Consider the following 15,109-nt stretch of genomic DNA (forward strand, 5'->3'; position numbering starts at 1 on the left):
GCACCAGGCCCGTCGCCAGTCCCACTTGCGCCGCCTTGCGATAATCGACTCGCAGCATCGGCATCGCCGTCCACGTCCCGCTCGGCGGCAAGCTGCGTAACCGGCCGGCAGAAACGCTGGCCGCCACCCAGCTGGCCACCGCTTCGGCCGAGTTGCGCGAGGCGCAGGCGGCACTTGCACTGGACTTTACGGCAGCGCGCCAGCAACTGGTGGACGTGGAAGAAGCGCTGCAGGCGGCCACCGTCCGCGCCGGCCTGCTGCGCGAGCACACCGCCTTGTTCGAGCAAGCGTTCAAGCTCGGCGAGCGCAGCCTCGCCGAACTGTTGCGCTCGCAAACCTTGCGCCACGAAGCCGAAGTCGCGGTGCGCCAGCAACGCGTGGCGCTCGGCCTGGCGCATGCCCGATTGAACCAGGCACAAGGAATCCTGCCATGAAAAGACTCATCTCCATCTTGCTGCTGGCGCTGGCCGCCGGCGCCTGCACTGTCACGTTGGCGTCCCCCGGCGCCCACGGTCCCAACGGCGAACACCTCGACGGCGCGGCGGCCGCGAGTACCGGCGGCACGGCGCCGCGCGTGGAAACCTTCAGCGAACTGTTCGAACTGGTCGGTACGCTGTCGGGCAGCGAACTGTCGGTCATGATCGACCGCTACGAGACCAACGCGCCGGTCTTGGACGGCAAGCTCGACGTCGAGGTAGAAGGTATCAAGGCGCAGGCGCGCTTCCATGCCGACATCGGCGACTACGCCTTCGACGATCCCAGGCTGCTCGCGGCGTTGTCCAGGCCGGGCAAGCACGCGTTGCTGTTCACCTTGGTCGCCGACGGCGAGAGCGACCTGCTCGATGGCACGCTGGAAGTAACGGCGCAGGTGTCGCATGACCATGCGCCGGTCAGCCGCTGGTGGTGGCTGCTGTCGCTACCGCTGGTCATCGCCGCCGTCGCACTGGTCCGCTGGCGTTCGCGCCGCGCCCACGGTCAACTGCCACGCCAGGAACAACCAACATGAAAAACATCTACCCGGCAGCGCTGCTGTCCACGTTCGTCAGCATCGCCGCCATCGCCTCGCCCGGCGCCCACGGCCCCAATGGCGAACACCTCGACGCCCAAACGTCGCCAACCGGCAGTGGCCTGGCGCGCCTGCCCGACGGCAGCGTCAACGTACCCAAGCTGGCGCAGCGCCGCATGGAGATCCGCACCATCAAGGCCGTGGAAGCCGAGCATCTGCTGACGGTCGAACTCAACGGCCGCATCGCCATCGACCCCAACGCGGGAGGGCGCGTGCAGGCGCCGTTCGCCGGCCAGATCGAACCGGCGCCGCAAGGCTTGCCGGTTGCCGGCCAGCGCGTGCGCAAGGGGCAAGTATTGGCGCGGCTGCGGCCTGTCTCCAGCGGCGCGGACCGCGCCAGCCAGGAGGCCGCGCTGGCCGACCTGCAGGCGATGCGCGCGCTGGCCGAACGCAGGCTGGCGCGCCTCATCAGCCTCGACGGCACGGTGCCGGCAAAAGACATCGACGCCGCCCGCATGGAACTGGCCAGTCTCACCGGCCGCGAAAGGGCGATCGGCGCCGCAGTGCGCGGCAGCGTGGCCATTGTGGCGTCGGCCGATGGCGTGATCGCCTCGCACAATGTGCTGGCCGGCCAGATCGTCGAGCCGCGCGACGTGCTGTTCGAGATCGTCGATCCGGGCCAGGTGATGGTCGAAGCATGGGCCACCGACGTAACGCTGGCCGGGCGCATCGCCAGCGCCACCTTGCCGGCCGCGCCCGATGCGCAGTTGACGGTGCTGGGCGGCGCGCGCAGCCTGCGCGACGGCGCCGTGCCGATCAGCTTCCGGGCGCAGGGCAAGGATTTGCCGCTGGCCGTCGGCCAGCCGGTCACGGTGCTGGTGCGCCAGCGCAGCGTGGTCAAGGGCATTGCGCTGCCGGCTGCCGCGCTGGCGCGCAATCCCGCCAACCAGACGGTGGTGTGGATCAAGTCCGGCGCCATGCGCTTCATCGCCCAGCCGGTGCAGGTGCAGGCGCTCGACGCGCGCACGGTCATCGTCACCCGGGGCCTGAGTGCCGAGAACCGGGTGGTGGTTTCCGGCAGTTCCCTGATCAACCAGATCCGGTAGGGCGCCATGTTCAATGCAATCGTACGATTCAGCTTGCACAACCGGCTGCCGGTGCTGGTGGCGGCCGCGCTGTTGATGGTCTATGGCGCGTGGACCGCGTCGCGCACGCCGGTCGATGTGTTCCCCGACCTGAACAAGCCGGTGGTCACCGTGCTCACCGAGGCCGGCGGCATGGCGCCGGAGGAAGTCGAGCAGATCGTCTCGTTTCCGATCGAGACCACCCTGAACGGCATGCCGGGCGTAACAAGGGTGCGGTCGGTATCGGGCATCGGCCTGTCCATCGTGTATGCCGAATTCGACTGGGGCACCGATGTCTATCGCAACCGCCAGCTGGTGGCCGAGCGGCTGGCGCTGGTCAAGCAGCAGTTGCCCGGCAAGCTGGCGCCAGTCATGGGGCCGGTGTCGTCGATCATGGGCGAGATCATGCTGATCGCGCTGCCGATTGACGTGCACCGGACGGACCCGATGAAGGCCAGGGAATATGCCGACTTCGTGCTGCGGCCACGGTTGCTGTCGATACCCGGGGTGTCGCAGGTGATCCCGATCGGCGGCGAGGTGCGCCAGTTGCGGGTGGAACCCGATACCGCGCGCATGGCGCAATTTGGCATCTCGCTGGCGCAGGTGAGCAACGCCTTGCAGGGCTTTGCCGGCAACACCAGCGGCGGCTTCATCGATCTGAACAACCGCGAATACCTGATCCGCAACCTTGGCCGCACCGACCGCCTGCAAGACCTGAGCGGCCTGGCGGTGGACTACCGCAACGGCGCCCCCGTGCTGCTCGAGCAAGTGGCTGCGGTGCGCTACGCTCCGGCATTCAAACGCGGCGACGCTGGCCTCGATGGCAAGCCGGCCGTCATCGTCAGCGTGCAAAAGCAGCCCACCGGCGACACCGTGCGCCTCACCGCCGACATCGAAACTGCGCTGGGCGAACTGAAACAGGGCTTGCCGGCCGGCCTGGCCGCTCCGGTGGTGCTGTTTCGCCAGGCCGACTTCATCGAAGCGTCGATCGGCAACGTGGTCGATGCCCTGCGCGACGGCGCCATCCTGGTGGCGGTGGTGCTGTTCGCCTTCCTGCTCAGCGCCCGCACCACCATCATCTCGCTGGTGGCCATTCCGCTTTCTCTCGGCGTGACCGCGCTGGTGTTGCACTGGCTCGGACAATCGATCAACGTGATGACCTTGGGCGGCCTGGCGATCGCCATCGGGGAGTTGGTCGATGATGCGGTGGTCGATGTGGAGAACATCCAGCGCAGGCTGAAACAGCGCTTCGAGCAAAATACGCCACAGGTGTCGGTACTCGAGACGATCTGGCGCGCATCGGTCGAGGTGCGCTCCGGGATCGTGTACGCCACCGTGATCGTGGTGCTGGTATTCGTGCCGCTGTTTGCACTGCCGGGCATCGAAGGACGGTTGTTCGCACCGCTGGGCATCGCCTACATCGCCTCGATTTTGGCGTCGATGCTGGTCTCGATGACGGTCACGCCGGTGCTGGCGATGGTTCTGCTGCCGAAGATGAAGCGCCTGCAGCACGGCGACAGCCCGCTGGTGGCGCGCCTGAAAGCGTGGGACGCCAGGCTGCTCGACTGGTCGTTCGGCCACCTGCGCGCCATCGTCGCTGGCGCCGTGATCGTGGTGGTGGCCGCCGCAGCCACGGTGCCGTTCTTGCCGCGCGCGTTCCTGCCGCCGTTCAACGAAGGTTCGCTGGTGATGGGCATGACGCTGGCGCCCGGTACCTCGCTGGCCGAAGCCAACCGCATGGGCGCACTGGCCGAAACCCTGATCGGGCAAGTGCCGGAGGTGGTCAAGGTAGGCCGGCGCACCGGCCGCGCCGAACTCGACGAACATGCCGAAGGCGTGCACTCGTCGGAACTCGACGTCGATTTGCAACCGTCGGCGCGTAGCCGCGAGCAGGTGATGGCGGCCATCCGCAGCCAGCTGGCGGCGATACCCGCTTCGGTGGCGATCGGCCAGCCGATCTCGCACCGGCTCGACCACCTGCTCTCGGGCGTGCGCGCGCAGATCGCCGTCAAGATTGTCGGCGACGACATCGACACCTTGCGCGGCCTGGCCGACACCCTGCGCGCGCAGCTGGCCGGGGTGCCGGGCCTGGTCGACCTGTCGGTGGAACGCCAGGTGCTGATCCCGCAGATCAAGGTGCGGGTCGATTATCGCAAGGCGGCGCAAGTGGGACTGGCGACGGGCCAGGTGCTGGCCGCCATCGAAGCCATGTCCGAGGGCACGCGGGTGACGCAGATCATCGACGGCGCGCGCCGCTTCGACCTGGTGGTGCGGCTGGGCGACCAGCATCGTGGGCCGCAGGACCTGGGCCGCCTGATGCTCGACAGCCCGGCCGGGCGCATACCGTTATCGAGCATCGCCACGGTGGAGGAGGGCGACGGCCCCAACCAGATCGGCCGCGAGAACGGCCGTCGCCGTATCGTGGTGTATGCCAACACCGACGGCTCGGCCATGTCGCGCATCATCGGTGACGTGCGCCGGGGTGTGGCGAAGACTGCGCTGCCCGAGGGTTACTTCATCAGCATCGAAGGCCAGTTCCAGGCGCAGGAACAGGCGCAGCGCCTGATCACCGGCCTGTCGCTGGCGTCGCTGGCGCTGGTGTTCCTGGTGCTGTACACGCGCTACCGCTCGGCGGTGCTGGCGCTGGTCATCATGGGCAATATCCCGTTTGCGCTGGTGGGCAGCGTGGTGGCGATGTGGATCGCCGGCGTGTCGTTGTCGGTGGCCTCGATGGTGGGGTTCATCACCCTGGCCGGTATCGCCACCCGCAACGGCATCCTGAAGATCAGCCACTACGTCAACCTGTGCAAGTTCGAGGGCGCCGCCTTCGGCTGGCCGATGATCGTGCGCGGCTCGCTCGAACGCCTCACGCCGGTGCTGATGACGGCGCTGGTGGCGGCGTTCGCGCTGGTGCCGCTGCTGCTGGCAGCGGACGCGCCGGGCAAGGAGATCCTGCACCCGGTAGCGGTGGTGATTTTCGGCGGCTTGATCAGCTCGACCCTGCTCGACACCTTGCTCACGCCGCTGATTTTCTGGCGGGTGGGACGCCGGCCCCTGGAGCGCCTGCTGGCGCGGGACGGCGACGATACGTATTGACTTTGCAAGCGGGCCAACGTGGCGGCGGCCCTGTCAGCCGCCACAGCATCATCGAATGGAGTAAAACATGAAAAAACTCATCACCGCACTGACCCTGGCGCTTGCGCTGGCCGCATCCCACACCGCGCTGGCGCACGAGAGCCCGGCCAGGCACGGTGGCATCGTCAAGAGCGCCGGCGACCTGTCGTTTGAATTGGTGAACAAGGACGGCAAGACCGCCATCTACGTGGACGACCATGGCAAGGGCCTGGCCATGGCCGGTGGCAGCGGCACGCTTACCGTGCTGAAAGGAGCCGAGAAAACGGTGGCAACGTTGTCCGCCGGCGGCGCCAACACGCTGGTCGCAAAAGATGGCATCAGGCTCGAAGCAGGCGCCAAGGTGGTCGCATCCATCGTGTTGCCGGACAAGACTACCGTGAGTGTGCGTTTCGCGGTCAAGTAAACGCTGCCCGTTGTCATGACCAACGGGCGTCGGCAATCCACCGCAGCGCTCCCAGCGACGGCATGAACAGGTACTCGCCGCCGCGCAGACGATTGAACGTGGTTACGCCATCGACACGGCGGCGCACCGGCTGCTGCGGGATGGTGAATGTGCCGGGCGTCTCGTGCAGGCCCACCACCGGATCGCGCTCGGTGCCCAGGTCGATGAAGTTGCCGCGGTTGATCCATTCCTGCTGCAGGAATTCGATGGTGTCGTAGGCGCGCGCGCTGATGAAGATGAAATAGATGCCGCGCTCGCCAGTGTCGTCCTGCGCGGTCAGCTCGCGATGCCACTTCGGCCCATACGTGGACGAGCGCCGGATGATGCGGTGGATGTTCACATCGGTGAGGATGGAGAGCTGGCTGTCGCGCGGATTCAGGCGGCGCATGTGGGCAGCGTGCGGGCACACCAGCCCGCGCGGGTCGCGCGAAAAGTCGAAACCGTTATTGCGCTGCGGGTCGGCGCCCAGCTCGGGATCATCGCGCTCGGGCGCCAGCGGCAACGGCGCACCGCTGCGCCAGCGCCCCACCAGCTTGGCGGCCAGCAGTTCTTCGTCTGACTCGGACTGCGCCTGGCTGCGCACGAAATCGTTGAAGGCGCCCACCTGGCTCTCGTACTTGCGCAGCACCACGAACGAGCCGTTGCGGCCCAGTTCCGGCGGTTCTGGCATGGCGACCGGTTTGCCGGTTTCGCTGTTCTCGCCCAGGATGAATTCCCCGGCCGCGATCGCCCGCTCCTGGCCTGGCAGCGGCTCCACGCCGCTGCCGGCGACGAAGGGCTGCGAGATCGAATCGCGAAAGCCGAACGGATTTTTCGCGTCGGCGTCCGCGCCGAACGCGTGCCGGCCCACCAGGGTCACGCCGCTCGACTGGTCCAGTTCTTTCATTGCCTGGTCCAGCGCCACCGCCAGTGCGGCGTCGTCGCGCGCGTAGATCGTCAGGGCGATGTGGCAGGCGCCGGGTGCAAAGGCCTCGTCCCAATGCTCGGGCGCGTTGCTGCCGAAGTCGCGCAGCTGCTCCGCACGCTGCGCCATGCCTTGCTGGAACGGCAGTGGAAAGGTGTCGAGCGACGCTTGCGGCACGCCCAGCGCCTTCAGTCCCTGGAAGCTGATGGCCAGGCCCATCCAGGCATCGCGGTCATCGGTCCAGCCGGCCGCGGACGGCACGTGGCCGGCCATGCGGCGCAGCAGGTCGCGGCCACCGGCCGCGTCGTCGATATGCAGCATCGCGTGCACGCCCACGTACGGCTCCGGGCGCGAGCGCAGGATCAGGGCCTGGATGTCGTCGAGGGCCAGGGCGGCTTTTTCGCCTGTCAGACGCGTCTTGAGGTTGGTTAGTATGCTCATCAGTAATCGACTCCTTCCGGCTGGCCGATGGCCGCGCCCAGCGTCTCCAGGGCGCGGCGCGTGGCCTCGTCCTGCGGCGGGTTGGCGGCCATCTGGTCGAGGAAGGCGGTCAGGGCGCGGTCCATGCGCTGGAAGCGGCGCGTATCGACCACCGTCACCTGCGGGTTGGCCACGAACCATCCGGCAGCATCGATCTGGTGCCCGGCGATGAAGTCCTTCACTTGCGGGCTGTCGATGCCGGGCCAGCCTTCGATGTTGGCGAACAGGAGGTCCATCAGCTCGGGAATCTTGGTGGCGAAGTCGTTGATGTAGCTGTCCCAGTCGCCGTCGTAAGTGGTGGCGAACAGGATGCGGGTGTCGTTGTCGAAGAAGACGAAGCGCATGTCGTGCAGGGTGGAGACGCGCTGGGCGCCGTCCATATTGCCGTTGGTGAGATCGAAGATGCGGCGCAGGCGCTCGGCGCCGCCCGGCTTGAGGGCGGCAATGGCGGTGAGCTCCGAGACATTGCCCGACTGCTTGCCGGCGCGGCCGGCCGAATTGGCCGTGCCCTTCAGCTCGGGATTGTGCTTGCGCACCATGGCTTCCAGCGCGATCTTGGCCAGGTGCGGCGCGTCGTGCGCAACCGCGTCGATGCGGCGGCGGATCGCCTCGAGTCTTGTCTCATCCTGCAGCCGTGGGTCGCCGGTGTTGGCATTTGGGGTAGTGTCGGTCATGTGTTGCTCCTGTAGTCGGTTAATCGGGGATGTCGGACGCCTGGGCCGGTTCCACGCGCGGGCGCGCGTTCATGGCATGGCGGAACGCGGTGGAGCGCTCGTACGCCACCCGGCGCACGCGCATGATGGCGCCGAGCGGCTGGTGCGCGGCCACGCCGTTCCAGGGATTGAACGACAGGCAGTCGTCGCCATACACCTGGCGCGCCGGATGCGCGGTGGACTGCGGCGCGAAGCGCAAGGTGGCCACCGGCTGGTGCGGCGACAGTTCCTCTGGCCACGCGATGGCCGCGTCTTCGACCGGCATGCGCGCTAGGTCCGCGCACAGCTGCACCGACAGCGTGTACTCGGCCCCTTGCGTTGCGAAGTATTCGCTGATTGCTTCGCGCATGCCGGCGTAGCCGATGTCGTCGATGTTCTTGCCGTGCAGCGCGCGCACCTCGTTCGATGCTGGCGCAATCGACAGCTTGGCGATATGGTCGCCGTAGCGCAGCGCCGCTTGCGTGTGGTAGGTCTCGCCCAGCGGATGGTGGTTGTCGCGCGCCAGCCCGTCGAGGGTGGCGCCGGGCGTGCCGCCCAGGCTTTCCAGCACTTGCTTGGCGCCGTGCGCAGTGCCGGCCACCAGGCGCTGGAAGGTGTCCGGCGCCTGGGCATTGGCTTCCAAAAGGCTCAGCATGCGCTGGTACTTGGGCAGCGTGCCGAAAGCGAGAGCAGGGAAGTTCACCATCAGGAAATCCTGGTTATGGCCGGTGATGTCGGGCACCAGGCGCTCGCCTTCGACGCCGATGATCTTGAAGGCGAAGCCGCGCGCAGCGGGAATTTCGTCGGAGTGGATGTCGCTGGGCGCCGACGACAGCCGCGCCACGATGGCATAGGTGCGCGGAGCGGCGAACACGCCCTGGCGCAAGGCGGGTGGCAGGTTGTCGTGAACGATCAACTCGCCCTTGAGCAGGCCGTTGGACTTGGCGTGGGCGTCGCGGATGGCGTGGCGGTGGCGTTCGAAGGCGCAGCGCGACGAGGCGGCCATCTGCTCGACGATGCTGGCGATCAGTTGTTGCTCGTCGGGGGCAGGGACTTCGACGTCGGGAGTGTAGGGCAGGGGTGTCACGGTGACCTCCGCATGTTGAATGAAAGCGAGATAAAAAGAACGGTAGTGCTTTTTTATTTTACAAAAATACCATTATTTTGCCGGGATGCGCGACACGGTTGACCCGGTTGCGCGATGTGCAGTCAAGGACGGCGACGCCACAAAAAGGGTATAGGCCTGTCAGCGTTTTTCCGTCGGCTTGAAATACTCGCAGATGAAGTTCACGAACGCGCTCACCTTGGTGCTCACCAGCCGCCGCGATGCATGCAGTACCCAGACCTCGATCGGCGGCCGGGTGGAGGCGCCCCAGTGCACCAGGCGGCCCGCCGCGACATCGGAGGCCACGATCGCCACCGGCACCAGCGCGGCGCCCGCGCCTGCGACCACGGCATCGCGGATCGAGAGCGGGGAGGACAGCCGCAGCACCGCCTGCGGACGATAATGACGGGTGGCGCCGTTTGCCGCGTCGACGACGATCCAGGTCTCGCCGTCCTCCATCCCGGTGCGCATCACGGCCGGGAAAGGCTGGTGATCGTCGGCCGGGCGCGGCAAGCCTGGCGGTGCGACCAGGACCAGCGGATTGGTGAGAAAGCAGCGGCCAACCAGGTCGTCGTCGGGGCGCGGGTTGGCGCGGATGACGACATCGATCGCGCCGTCGCGCAGGTCGACAAAGCCGTCGTCGGTGGTCACTTCGAGCAGCACGTCGGGGTAGGCCGCCACGAACGCAGCTGCCAGCGGACCCAATGACATATTGACAAACAGCAGCGGTGCACTGATGCGCAAGCGTCCGCTCGGGTGTTTCAGCCCGGCCTTGATCGCCTGCACGGTATCGGCAATGGCACCGAACGGTTCCTCGGTGCGCGCATACAGTGCGGCGCCTTCTTCGGTCAACTGCAGCGGCCGCACGCCGCGCTCGATCAGGCGCACGCCGAGGCTTTCCTCGAGTTCGCGCACGCGGCGCGACAGGGTAGCCTTGGACATGGCGCTGGCGCGGCTGGCGGCGCCGAAGCCACCGTGTTTGGCGACCAGGTTGAAATCGGTGATTGCGGCAAGGTCCATCGTCGTTCCAGTTTTGAGACACGGTGTTCCGATCTTAGCAGCTGTGCAGGCGCCGGCCCTTGCCTTACGATTGCGCCAGGCGCCGATGCGTGCATCGGCATGGCAAACCACAGGAGAAAAACCATGGAACACACTGGCAACACGATACTGGTCACGGGCGGCGGCTCGGGCATCGGGCAGGCACTGGCGCACCGCTGGCACGACGCCGGCAACCACGTCATCGTGACCGGACGCCGGCAGCAGGCGCTCGACGAGGCCATCGCCGGCCGCGCTCGCATGTCCGCCTACGTCCTCGACGTGACGGACGATGCCGGAGTCGAAGCGTTCGTGCGCCAAGTGTGCGCCGAGCATCCGCGACTGAACATCCTGGTCAACAACGCCGGCGTGTACAGCGCGGAAAAGGTGACGGCGCGCCGCGACATCGCTGACGCGCAGCAGATGCTGGCCACCAACGTACTCGGACCGATCCGCATGACCAATGCGCTGATCGAGCACCTGAGCGCCCAGCCTGGCGCGGCAATCATCAACGTCTCGTCCGGCCTGGCCTTCGTGCCCTATCCGGCCGCGCCCACCTACGGCGCCACCAAGGCGGCGATCCACTCGTACACGGCGGCGCTGCGGCCTCTGCTCGCCGGCAAGTTGGAAGTGATCGAGATCGTGCCGCCGCAAGTGCAGACCGAGCTCACGCCCGGCCAGTCGCAGGACCCCAACAGCATGCCGCTCGATGCATTTGCCGACGAAGTGATGGCGCTGCTGCAGGCGTCACCGACGCCCACCGAGGTGTGCGTGGAGCGGGTGCGCTATTTCCGCGAGGCGGAAGCGAAGGGCCAGTTCGATGAGGCGCTGGGGATGTTGGTGCAGTACAGCTAGCAGGATTAGCGCGAAAATGTAGGAGGTTCCGCTACATCACTGATCACGACGATCAGGTCTGCTTTGGCAGTGAATATGTTCGGAGTGATCGCTGGTGAACGATGAGAAACTTTCGCGATATAAGGCACTCGCACAAGCGGATCGTCGTTTGAAAAGTCCTTGGTATTGCGCGTAATTAACGTCCGCCCGGTCACTTCTGACGACGCCTTGATGATCGCGTCGGGCAACGCCAGCTTCTTTTTGCTTCGTTCGACCAGACTGTGCCCGCGAAGTTCCGCCGCTTTACCCATCACTGCCTTATCGATATCGATGACCGGAAAGACGTTGAGAAAAATGACGGAAGTATCATAATCTTCAGATGCCATCACAAAGCTTTCACGCTGCGCATGGAACGCGGTCATTAATTCCATCCAGGTCACTGCGCTGATTGCCCGATCAGCGTGGTACAGCAACTCTGTCTTTGCCTCGGCAATACCGTTCAACAGATCGATCACGATGTTGCTGTCTATAAGGACACGCGTGCTCATTCGTCTCGCATGTCACGCTCAAACTGCAAAGCATCCAACGGTAGAACATCTTTGCCTTTTAACAGGCCGAAAGCAGCCTCGATCGCCTGATCCTGCTGCAACTTGACGCTGCGGGCGTGGGCGCCGGTAACAGCTGCCGCCTCCGGCTTTTTCTTGCGCAACGCGGGATCGACATTTTTCAGCCCGGTTGCTCGCGTGAGTGCCGTCATGATTCACCTCCCCGAATATGTCCGACCAGTCTACTCCAATGGACGCAGGATGTCGTGCTGTCAGGCCCCGCCCAGCACCGGCAACGGCGTCACCGTCACCTGCACGTCGAGTTCCTGGCGGCCGCCGCCGAGCACGATGCCGCGCATCGGGGTGACGTCGCTGAAGTCGCGTCCCCAGCCCAGGGTGATGTGCTCGTGCTGCACCAGGCAGCGGTTGGTCGGGTCGAAATCGACCCAGCCCAGCGACGGGCAATACACCGAGACCCACGCGTGCGAGGCGTCGGCGCCGACCAGGCGCGGCTTGCCCTCGGGCGGGTGGGTGAGGATGTAGCCGCTGATGTAGCGCGCCGGCAGGCCGATGCTGCGCAGGCAGCCGATCATCAGCTGGGCAAAATCCTGGCATACGCCGCGCCGGCCACTGAGCACCTGTTCGAGCGGCGTGGAAATCTCGGTGGCCTTGCTGTCGAATTCAAAGTCTTCAAAAATGCGCCGGGTCAGGTCGAGCGCGGCGTCGAGCTGGGGCCGGCCCGGCGTGAAGCTCAGGCGCGCGTACGCTTCCAGTTCCGGGAACCAGTGCACGTGCGGCGACGCATACAGGTAGCGGCACGCCTCCAGCGTGGCCGCGCTTTTTTCCTTGCCCATCATGTCGCGCACGCTCTCCCACGGCAGCGTGGCGGTGATCCTCGCCAGGGTAGGGCGCGCGCGCAGCAGCACGGTCGATTCGGCGTGCACCAGCAGGCTGTCGTGCGGCACCGTGAGCGCCACGTGGCGCACGTTGTTGCCGAAGTAATCGACGCCGTCGCGGCCTTCTGATACCACCGGGTCGAGCCAGACCAGGTGCGACTCGGTGTGCTGCCAGGCGAACGGGCGCGGTGTCATGTGCAGGTACTGCTGCGACAGCGTGACCGTGCTTTGGTACTGGTAGCGGGTCTCGTGGACCACGCGGTAACGGGCGCAGGCCACTGCGCCGATCGGCCACTCGATCATAGGAACCTTCATGATGTGCGCTTCCGCTGCTGTCCATTGTCGGTATAGCTGAAGAACTGTACGCTCAGATGCTCGGACAGCGCCGCGCTGGCAAGCTGGATCCGGTTGAGCAGCGCGCCCAGCATGTCGTTGCCGTGGGCCAGGTCGGTGCATGGCGTGAGCGCACCGAGTTCGTCGCGCAGCGGCAGTAGCAGTTCGGCGCCGCAGTCGCCGTGGGTCTGCTTGATGCGGCGCAGCGTGCCGAGAATGCCGTCGATCTGGAACAGCACCGAGCGCGGGTTGCTCTCGTCGCACAGCAGCAGGTCCAGCACCGGCAGCCATTCGGGCTGGGCGCGGTAGCGGGCGCGGTAGGTGATAATGCTGTCGGACAGTTCGAGCAACCAGTCCAGGTTGCCGTTATGGTCCATCGCCAGCGCGCGTTGCAGCACTTCGCACTGGAACTGCAGCCGCTCCAGGCGGCGGCCGATCGACATGAAGCGCCAACCGAGGTCGCGCGTCATGCCGTCGAGCGCAAAGCCTGCCAGCATCATCAGGGAGGCGGCGGCGTCGTCGAGGATGGTCATCGCGGCCGACTGCGACGGCCGTTCGCCCGGATGCACGGCCGGCTGCACCATGCGGTTCAGGGCGCGCCAGTTATCGACCGAAAACCGTTCGTGCAACTGGCCGGCCACGCGGTGCAACTGGCGCTGCTGGCGCGCCAGTCCGGGTACGTCGGGCGACACCACCGCCAGCAGCAGCGCCGATTCGATTTCGGCGTCGCTGAAGATGGTGGCTGGCGCCGCACTCGTTTGCGTCTGCGTCATGCCGCCTGAAGTTTGCGACTGCGTCTGCGCGGGAACTGGCGCCGGTTTTTTGGCCGCGTCGAGCAGCTGGAAATGGATGCACAGCGCTTCCACCGTGGCCCACTCGGCGCCGCGCTGGTCGAAGCGGACGTTGAACAGGAAGTGCAGCGCCACCCGCAGCAGGCGGCCGATATTGTCGCAGCGCTCGGCGTGGCGGCCGTACCAGAGCAGGTTTTCCGCCACCCGGCTCGACAGGTTGGTGTCTTCGCGCACCAGGTTGTCGCTGGTGATGCTGCGGTGCTGCGGCCGTTGCACATCCACCCGCGTGCGCGCCTGCACCCAGGTGTCCTTGCTGGCGCCGCCCATGTGCATGGTCAGCACGCGCGCATCGTGGCCGGTGGCCACCCGCGTCAGGCCGCCCGGCATGACCACGTAGCCGTTCGGCGTGGCGCAGGCAAACACGCGCAGGCCCACGGCGCGCGCCTGCAGGCCGGAGGTAATGCCGCCTTTCCATACCGGCGCCTGGGACAGGCGCACCACTTCCTGGGCGATGAAATTGTTCGGGTCGGCGCGCAGGCCGGCGATAAACGCCTCGCGCGCGGTGCCATCGAGGTCGCGGCCGAACACCGCCGATTGCGGACGCTGGGCAAAACTGGGCTTGATCACCAGGCGGTCGAGCTTTTCGATCACCGCTTCCAGTGCGGCCGGCTCGCCGCACCACCAGGTCGCCACCGACGGCATTTTCAACGGTTCGCCCAGCAGGCGGCGCGACAGCGCCGGCAGGAAGCCGAGCAGGGCGCCCGATTCCAGCAGGCTGGAACCGAGGCTGTTGGCCACCACCACGTTGCCGCGCCGGGCCGCTTGCGTCAGGCCGGCCACGCCCAGCATCGAGCTGTCGAGTTCCAGCGGGTCGCACGCTTCGTCGTCCACCCGGCGCAGGATCACGTGCACCCGATGCAGCCCAGCCAGGGTTTTTAAATAGACCACGCCGTCGCGCACGGTCAGGTCGCCGCCTTCCACCAGCGCCAGCCCGAGATAGCGCGCCAGGTAAGCCTGTTCGTAATAGCTGGCGGTGCGCGGACCGGCCGTGAGCAGCACGATCAGCGGCACGTCGCCTTCGCGCAGCGGCGCCGGCTTGTCGCCGCTGGCCGCGCACAGCCGGCCCCAGTGCACCAGGCTGTCGTGCATGGTGCGGAAGAATTGCGACAGCGGCTGCACCTTCAATTCGCGCAGCAGGTCGGGGAAGGTGGGGGAAATGATGGCGCGGTTTTCCAGCGCATAGCCGGCGCCCGACGGCGCCTGCGTGCGGTCGGCAACCACCCACCAGCGGCCATCGGGTGCGCGCGCCAGGTCCACCGCGTAAAAGTGCAGGGCGACGTCTTCGAGGTGGCCGATATCGTGGCAGGGGCGCAAAAAGCCCGCGTGGCCGTGGATCAGCGCCGGCGGCAGCAGCCCTTCGCGCAGCATCTGCTGCTCGCCATAGACGTCGCCGAGGATCTTGTTGAGCAGGGTGGCGCGCTGGATCACCGCCGCCTCGATCACGGCCCAGTCGTCGGGCGGCAGGATCAGCGGCAGCGCGTTCAGGTCCCACGGCCGCTGGCGGCCATCGCGGTCGGCCGGCACGTTGTAGGTGACGCCGTTTTCGCGCACCTGGCGCTGCACCATCTCGTTACGCTGGCGCATCATGCCCGGCGCTTCGAGGCCCAGGTTGTCGAGCATGGCGCGCCAGTGCGCACGCGGCACCCTGGCCGCGTCCAGCATTTCATCGAAGCTGTCGGGCGCGGCCAGGTAATGGGCGAGAAGGGGAGATGGCATGGCGCGAGACT

Annotated in this window: 14 protein-coding genes; 6 read left to right on the plus strand and 8 right to left on the minus strand. The window is 66.6% G+C overall.

Annotated elements, in window-relative coordinates; genetic code table 11:
- Nucleotides 1-152 precede the first annotated feature (152 nt).
- The 5 genes from DUPY_RS03170 (at nt 153) to DUPY_RS03190 (ending at nt 5,668) form a co-directional block, all read left to right on the plus strand.
- On the plus strand, nt 153-434 hold the full coding sequence (locus tag DUPY_RS03170) for a hypothetical protein (protein WP_070246309.1): 282 nt from the start codon (nt 153-155) through the stop codon (nt 432-434).
- On the plus strand, nt 431-1,006 hold the full coding sequence (locus DUPY_RS03175) for a hypothetical protein (RefSeq protein WP_070246310.1): 576 nt from the start codon (nt 431-433) through the stop codon (nt 1,004-1,006). Before DUPY_RS03170 ends, DUPY_RS03175 begins: the two co-directional genes overlap by 4 nt.
- A complete protein-coding gene (locus DUPY_RS03180) occupies nt 1,003-2,112 on the plus strand; it encodes an efflux RND transporter periplasmic adaptor subunit (protein ID WP_070246312.1) in 1,110 nt (369 codons plus the stop codon). The genes DUPY_RS03175 and DUPY_RS03180 overlap by 4 nt, the downstream gene beginning before the upstream one ends.
- Before the next feature lie 6 nt (nt 2,113-2,118).
- Nucleotides 2,119-5,226, plus strand: a complete 3,108-nt coding sequence (locus DUPY_RS03185; RefSeq protein ID WP_070246314.1) for an efflux RND transporter permease subunit — start codon at nt 2,119-2,121, stop codon at nt 5,224-5,226.
- 67 nt (nt 5,227-5,293) lie between these two features.
- Entirely contained in the window at nt 5,294-5,668 is a 375-nt protein-coding gene (locus tag DUPY_RS03190; protein WP_070246315.1) for a hypothetical protein, read from the plus strand.
- A gap of 13 nt (nt 5,669-5,681) precedes the next feature.
- On the opposite strand, the gene DUPY_RS03195 is transcribed toward DUPY_RS03190, so the two are convergent.
- The 4 genes from DUPY_RS03195 to DUPY_RS03210 form a co-directional block, all read right to left on the minus strand.
- Nucleotides 5,682-7,052, minus strand: coding sequence for a Dyp-type peroxidase (locus DUPY_RS03195; RefSeq protein ID WP_070246317.1), 1,371 nt, complete (start codon nt 7,050-7,052; stop codon nt 5,682-5,684).
- Nucleotides 7,052-7,765: a hypothetical protein gene (locus DUPY_RS03200; protein WP_070246319.1), complete on the minus strand. Its 714-nt coding sequence runs from the start codon at nt 7,763-7,765 to the stop codon at nt 7,052-7,054. Before DUPY_RS03200 ends, DUPY_RS03195 begins: the two co-directional genes overlap by 1 nt.
- Nucleotides 7,766-7,784: 19 nt before the next feature.
- The gene (locus DUPY_RS03205) at nt 7,785-8,870 is read right to left on the minus strand and encodes a catalase family protein (RefSeq protein ID WP_208599988.1); all 1,086 of its coding nucleotides are present in this window, start codon (nt 8,868-8,870) and stop codon (nt 7,785-7,787) included.
- A gap of 159 nt (nt 8,871-9,029) precedes the next feature.
- Nucleotides 9,030-9,908: a LysR family transcriptional regulator gene (locus DUPY_RS03210; RefSeq protein WP_070246321.1), complete on the minus strand. Its 879-nt coding sequence runs from the start codon at nt 9,906-9,908 to the stop codon at nt 9,030-9,032.
- Between the two features lie 123 nt (nt 9,909-10,031).
- Here DUPY_RS03210 and DUPY_RS03215 point away from each other — a divergent pair, with 123 nt between their 5' ends.
- On the plus strand, nt 10,032-10,778 hold the full coding sequence (locus DUPY_RS03215) for an SDR family oxidoreductase (RefSeq protein WP_070246323.1): 747 nt from the start codon (nt 10,032-10,034) through the stop codon (nt 10,776-10,778).
- A 5-nt stretch (nt 10,779-10,783) separates the two neighbouring features.
- Here DUPY_RS03215 and DUPY_RS03220 read toward each other — a convergent pair whose 3' ends face one another.
- The 4 genes from DUPY_RS03220 to DUPY_RS03235 are packed head-to-tail and all read right to left on the minus strand — an operon-like array spanning nt 10,784 to nt 15,098.
- The gene (locus tag DUPY_RS03220) at nt 10,784-11,305 is read right to left on the minus strand and encodes a PIN domain-containing protein (RefSeq protein ID WP_070246325.1); all 522 of its coding nucleotides are present in this window, start codon (nt 11,303-11,305) and stop codon (nt 10,784-10,786) included.
- Entirely contained in the window at nt 11,302-11,514 is a 213-nt protein-coding gene (locus DUPY_RS03225; RefSeq protein ID WP_070246327.1) for a hypothetical protein, read from the minus strand. Before DUPY_RS03225 ends, DUPY_RS03220 begins: the two co-directional genes overlap by 4 nt.
- 60 nt (nt 11,515-11,574) lie before the next feature.
- Nucleotides 11,575-12,513: a transglutaminase family protein gene (locus DUPY_RS03230; RefSeq protein ID WP_084640518.1), complete on the minus strand. Its 939-nt coding sequence runs from the start codon at nt 12,511-12,513 to the stop codon at nt 11,575-11,577.
- Entirely contained in the window at nt 12,510-15,098 is a 2,589-nt protein-coding gene (locus tag DUPY_RS03235; RefSeq protein ID WP_070246331.1) for a circularly permuted type 2 ATP-grasp protein, read from the minus strand. Before DUPY_RS03235 ends, DUPY_RS03230 begins: the two co-directional genes overlap by 4 nt.
- Between the last annotated feature and the right edge of the window lie 11 nt (nt 15,099-15,109).

The sequence above is a fragment of the Duganella phyllosphaerae genome (assembly GCF_001758785.1).
GTDB classification, from domain to species: domain Bacteria; phylum Pseudomonadota; class Gammaproteobacteria; order Burkholderiales; family Burkholderiaceae_D; genus Rugamonas; species Rugamonas phyllosphaerae.

Bases quoted from the DNA above. Each gene is read 5' to 3' on its own strand.
- DUPY_RS03175 (WP_070246310.1), top strand. From the start codon at position 431: ATGAAAAGACTCATCTCCATCTTGCTGCTGGCGCTGGCCGCCGGCGCC.
- DUPY_RS03180 (WP_070246312.1), top strand. From the start codon at position 1,003: ATGAAAAACATCTACCCGGCAGCGCTGCTGTCCACGTTCGTCAGCATC.
- DUPY_RS03185 (WP_070246314.1), top strand. From the start codon at position 2,119: ATGTTCAATGCAATCGTACGATTCAGCTTGCACAACCGGCTGCCGGTG.
- DUPY_RS03190 (WP_070246315.1), top strand. From the start codon at position 5,294: ATGAAAAAACTCATCACCGCACTGACCCTGGCGCTTGCGCTGGCCGCA.
- DUPY_RS03195 (WP_070246317.1), bottom strand. From the start codon at position 7,052: ATGAGCATACTAACCAACCTCAAGACGCGTCTGACAGGCGAAAAAGCC.
- DUPY_RS03200 (WP_070246319.1), bottom strand. From the start codon at position 7,765: ATGACCGACACTACCCCAAATGCCAACACCGGCGACCCACGGCTGCAG.
- DUPY_RS03210 (WP_070246321.1), bottom strand. From the start codon at position 9,908: ATGGACCTTGCCGCAATCACCGATTTCAACCTGGTCGCCAAACACGGT.
- DUPY_RS03215 (WP_070246323.1), top strand. From the start codon at position 10,032: ATGGAACACACTGGCAACACGATACTGGTCACGGGCGGCGGCTCGGGC.
- DUPY_RS03220 (WP_070246325.1), bottom strand. From the start codon at position 11,305: ATGAGCACGCGTGTCCTTATAGACAGCAACATCGTGATCGATCTGTTG.
- DUPY_RS03225 (WP_070246327.1), bottom strand. From the start codon at position 11,514: ATGACGGCACTCACGCGAGCAACCGGGCTGAAAAATGTCGATCCCGCG.
- DUPY_RS03230 (WP_084640518.1), bottom strand. From the start codon at position 12,513: ATGAAGGTTCCTATGATCGAGTGGCCGATCGGCGCAGTGGCCTGCGCC.
- DUPY_RS03235 (WP_070246331.1), bottom strand. From the start codon at position 15,098: ATGCCATCTCCCCTTCTCGCCCATTACCTGGCCGCGCCCGACAGCTTC.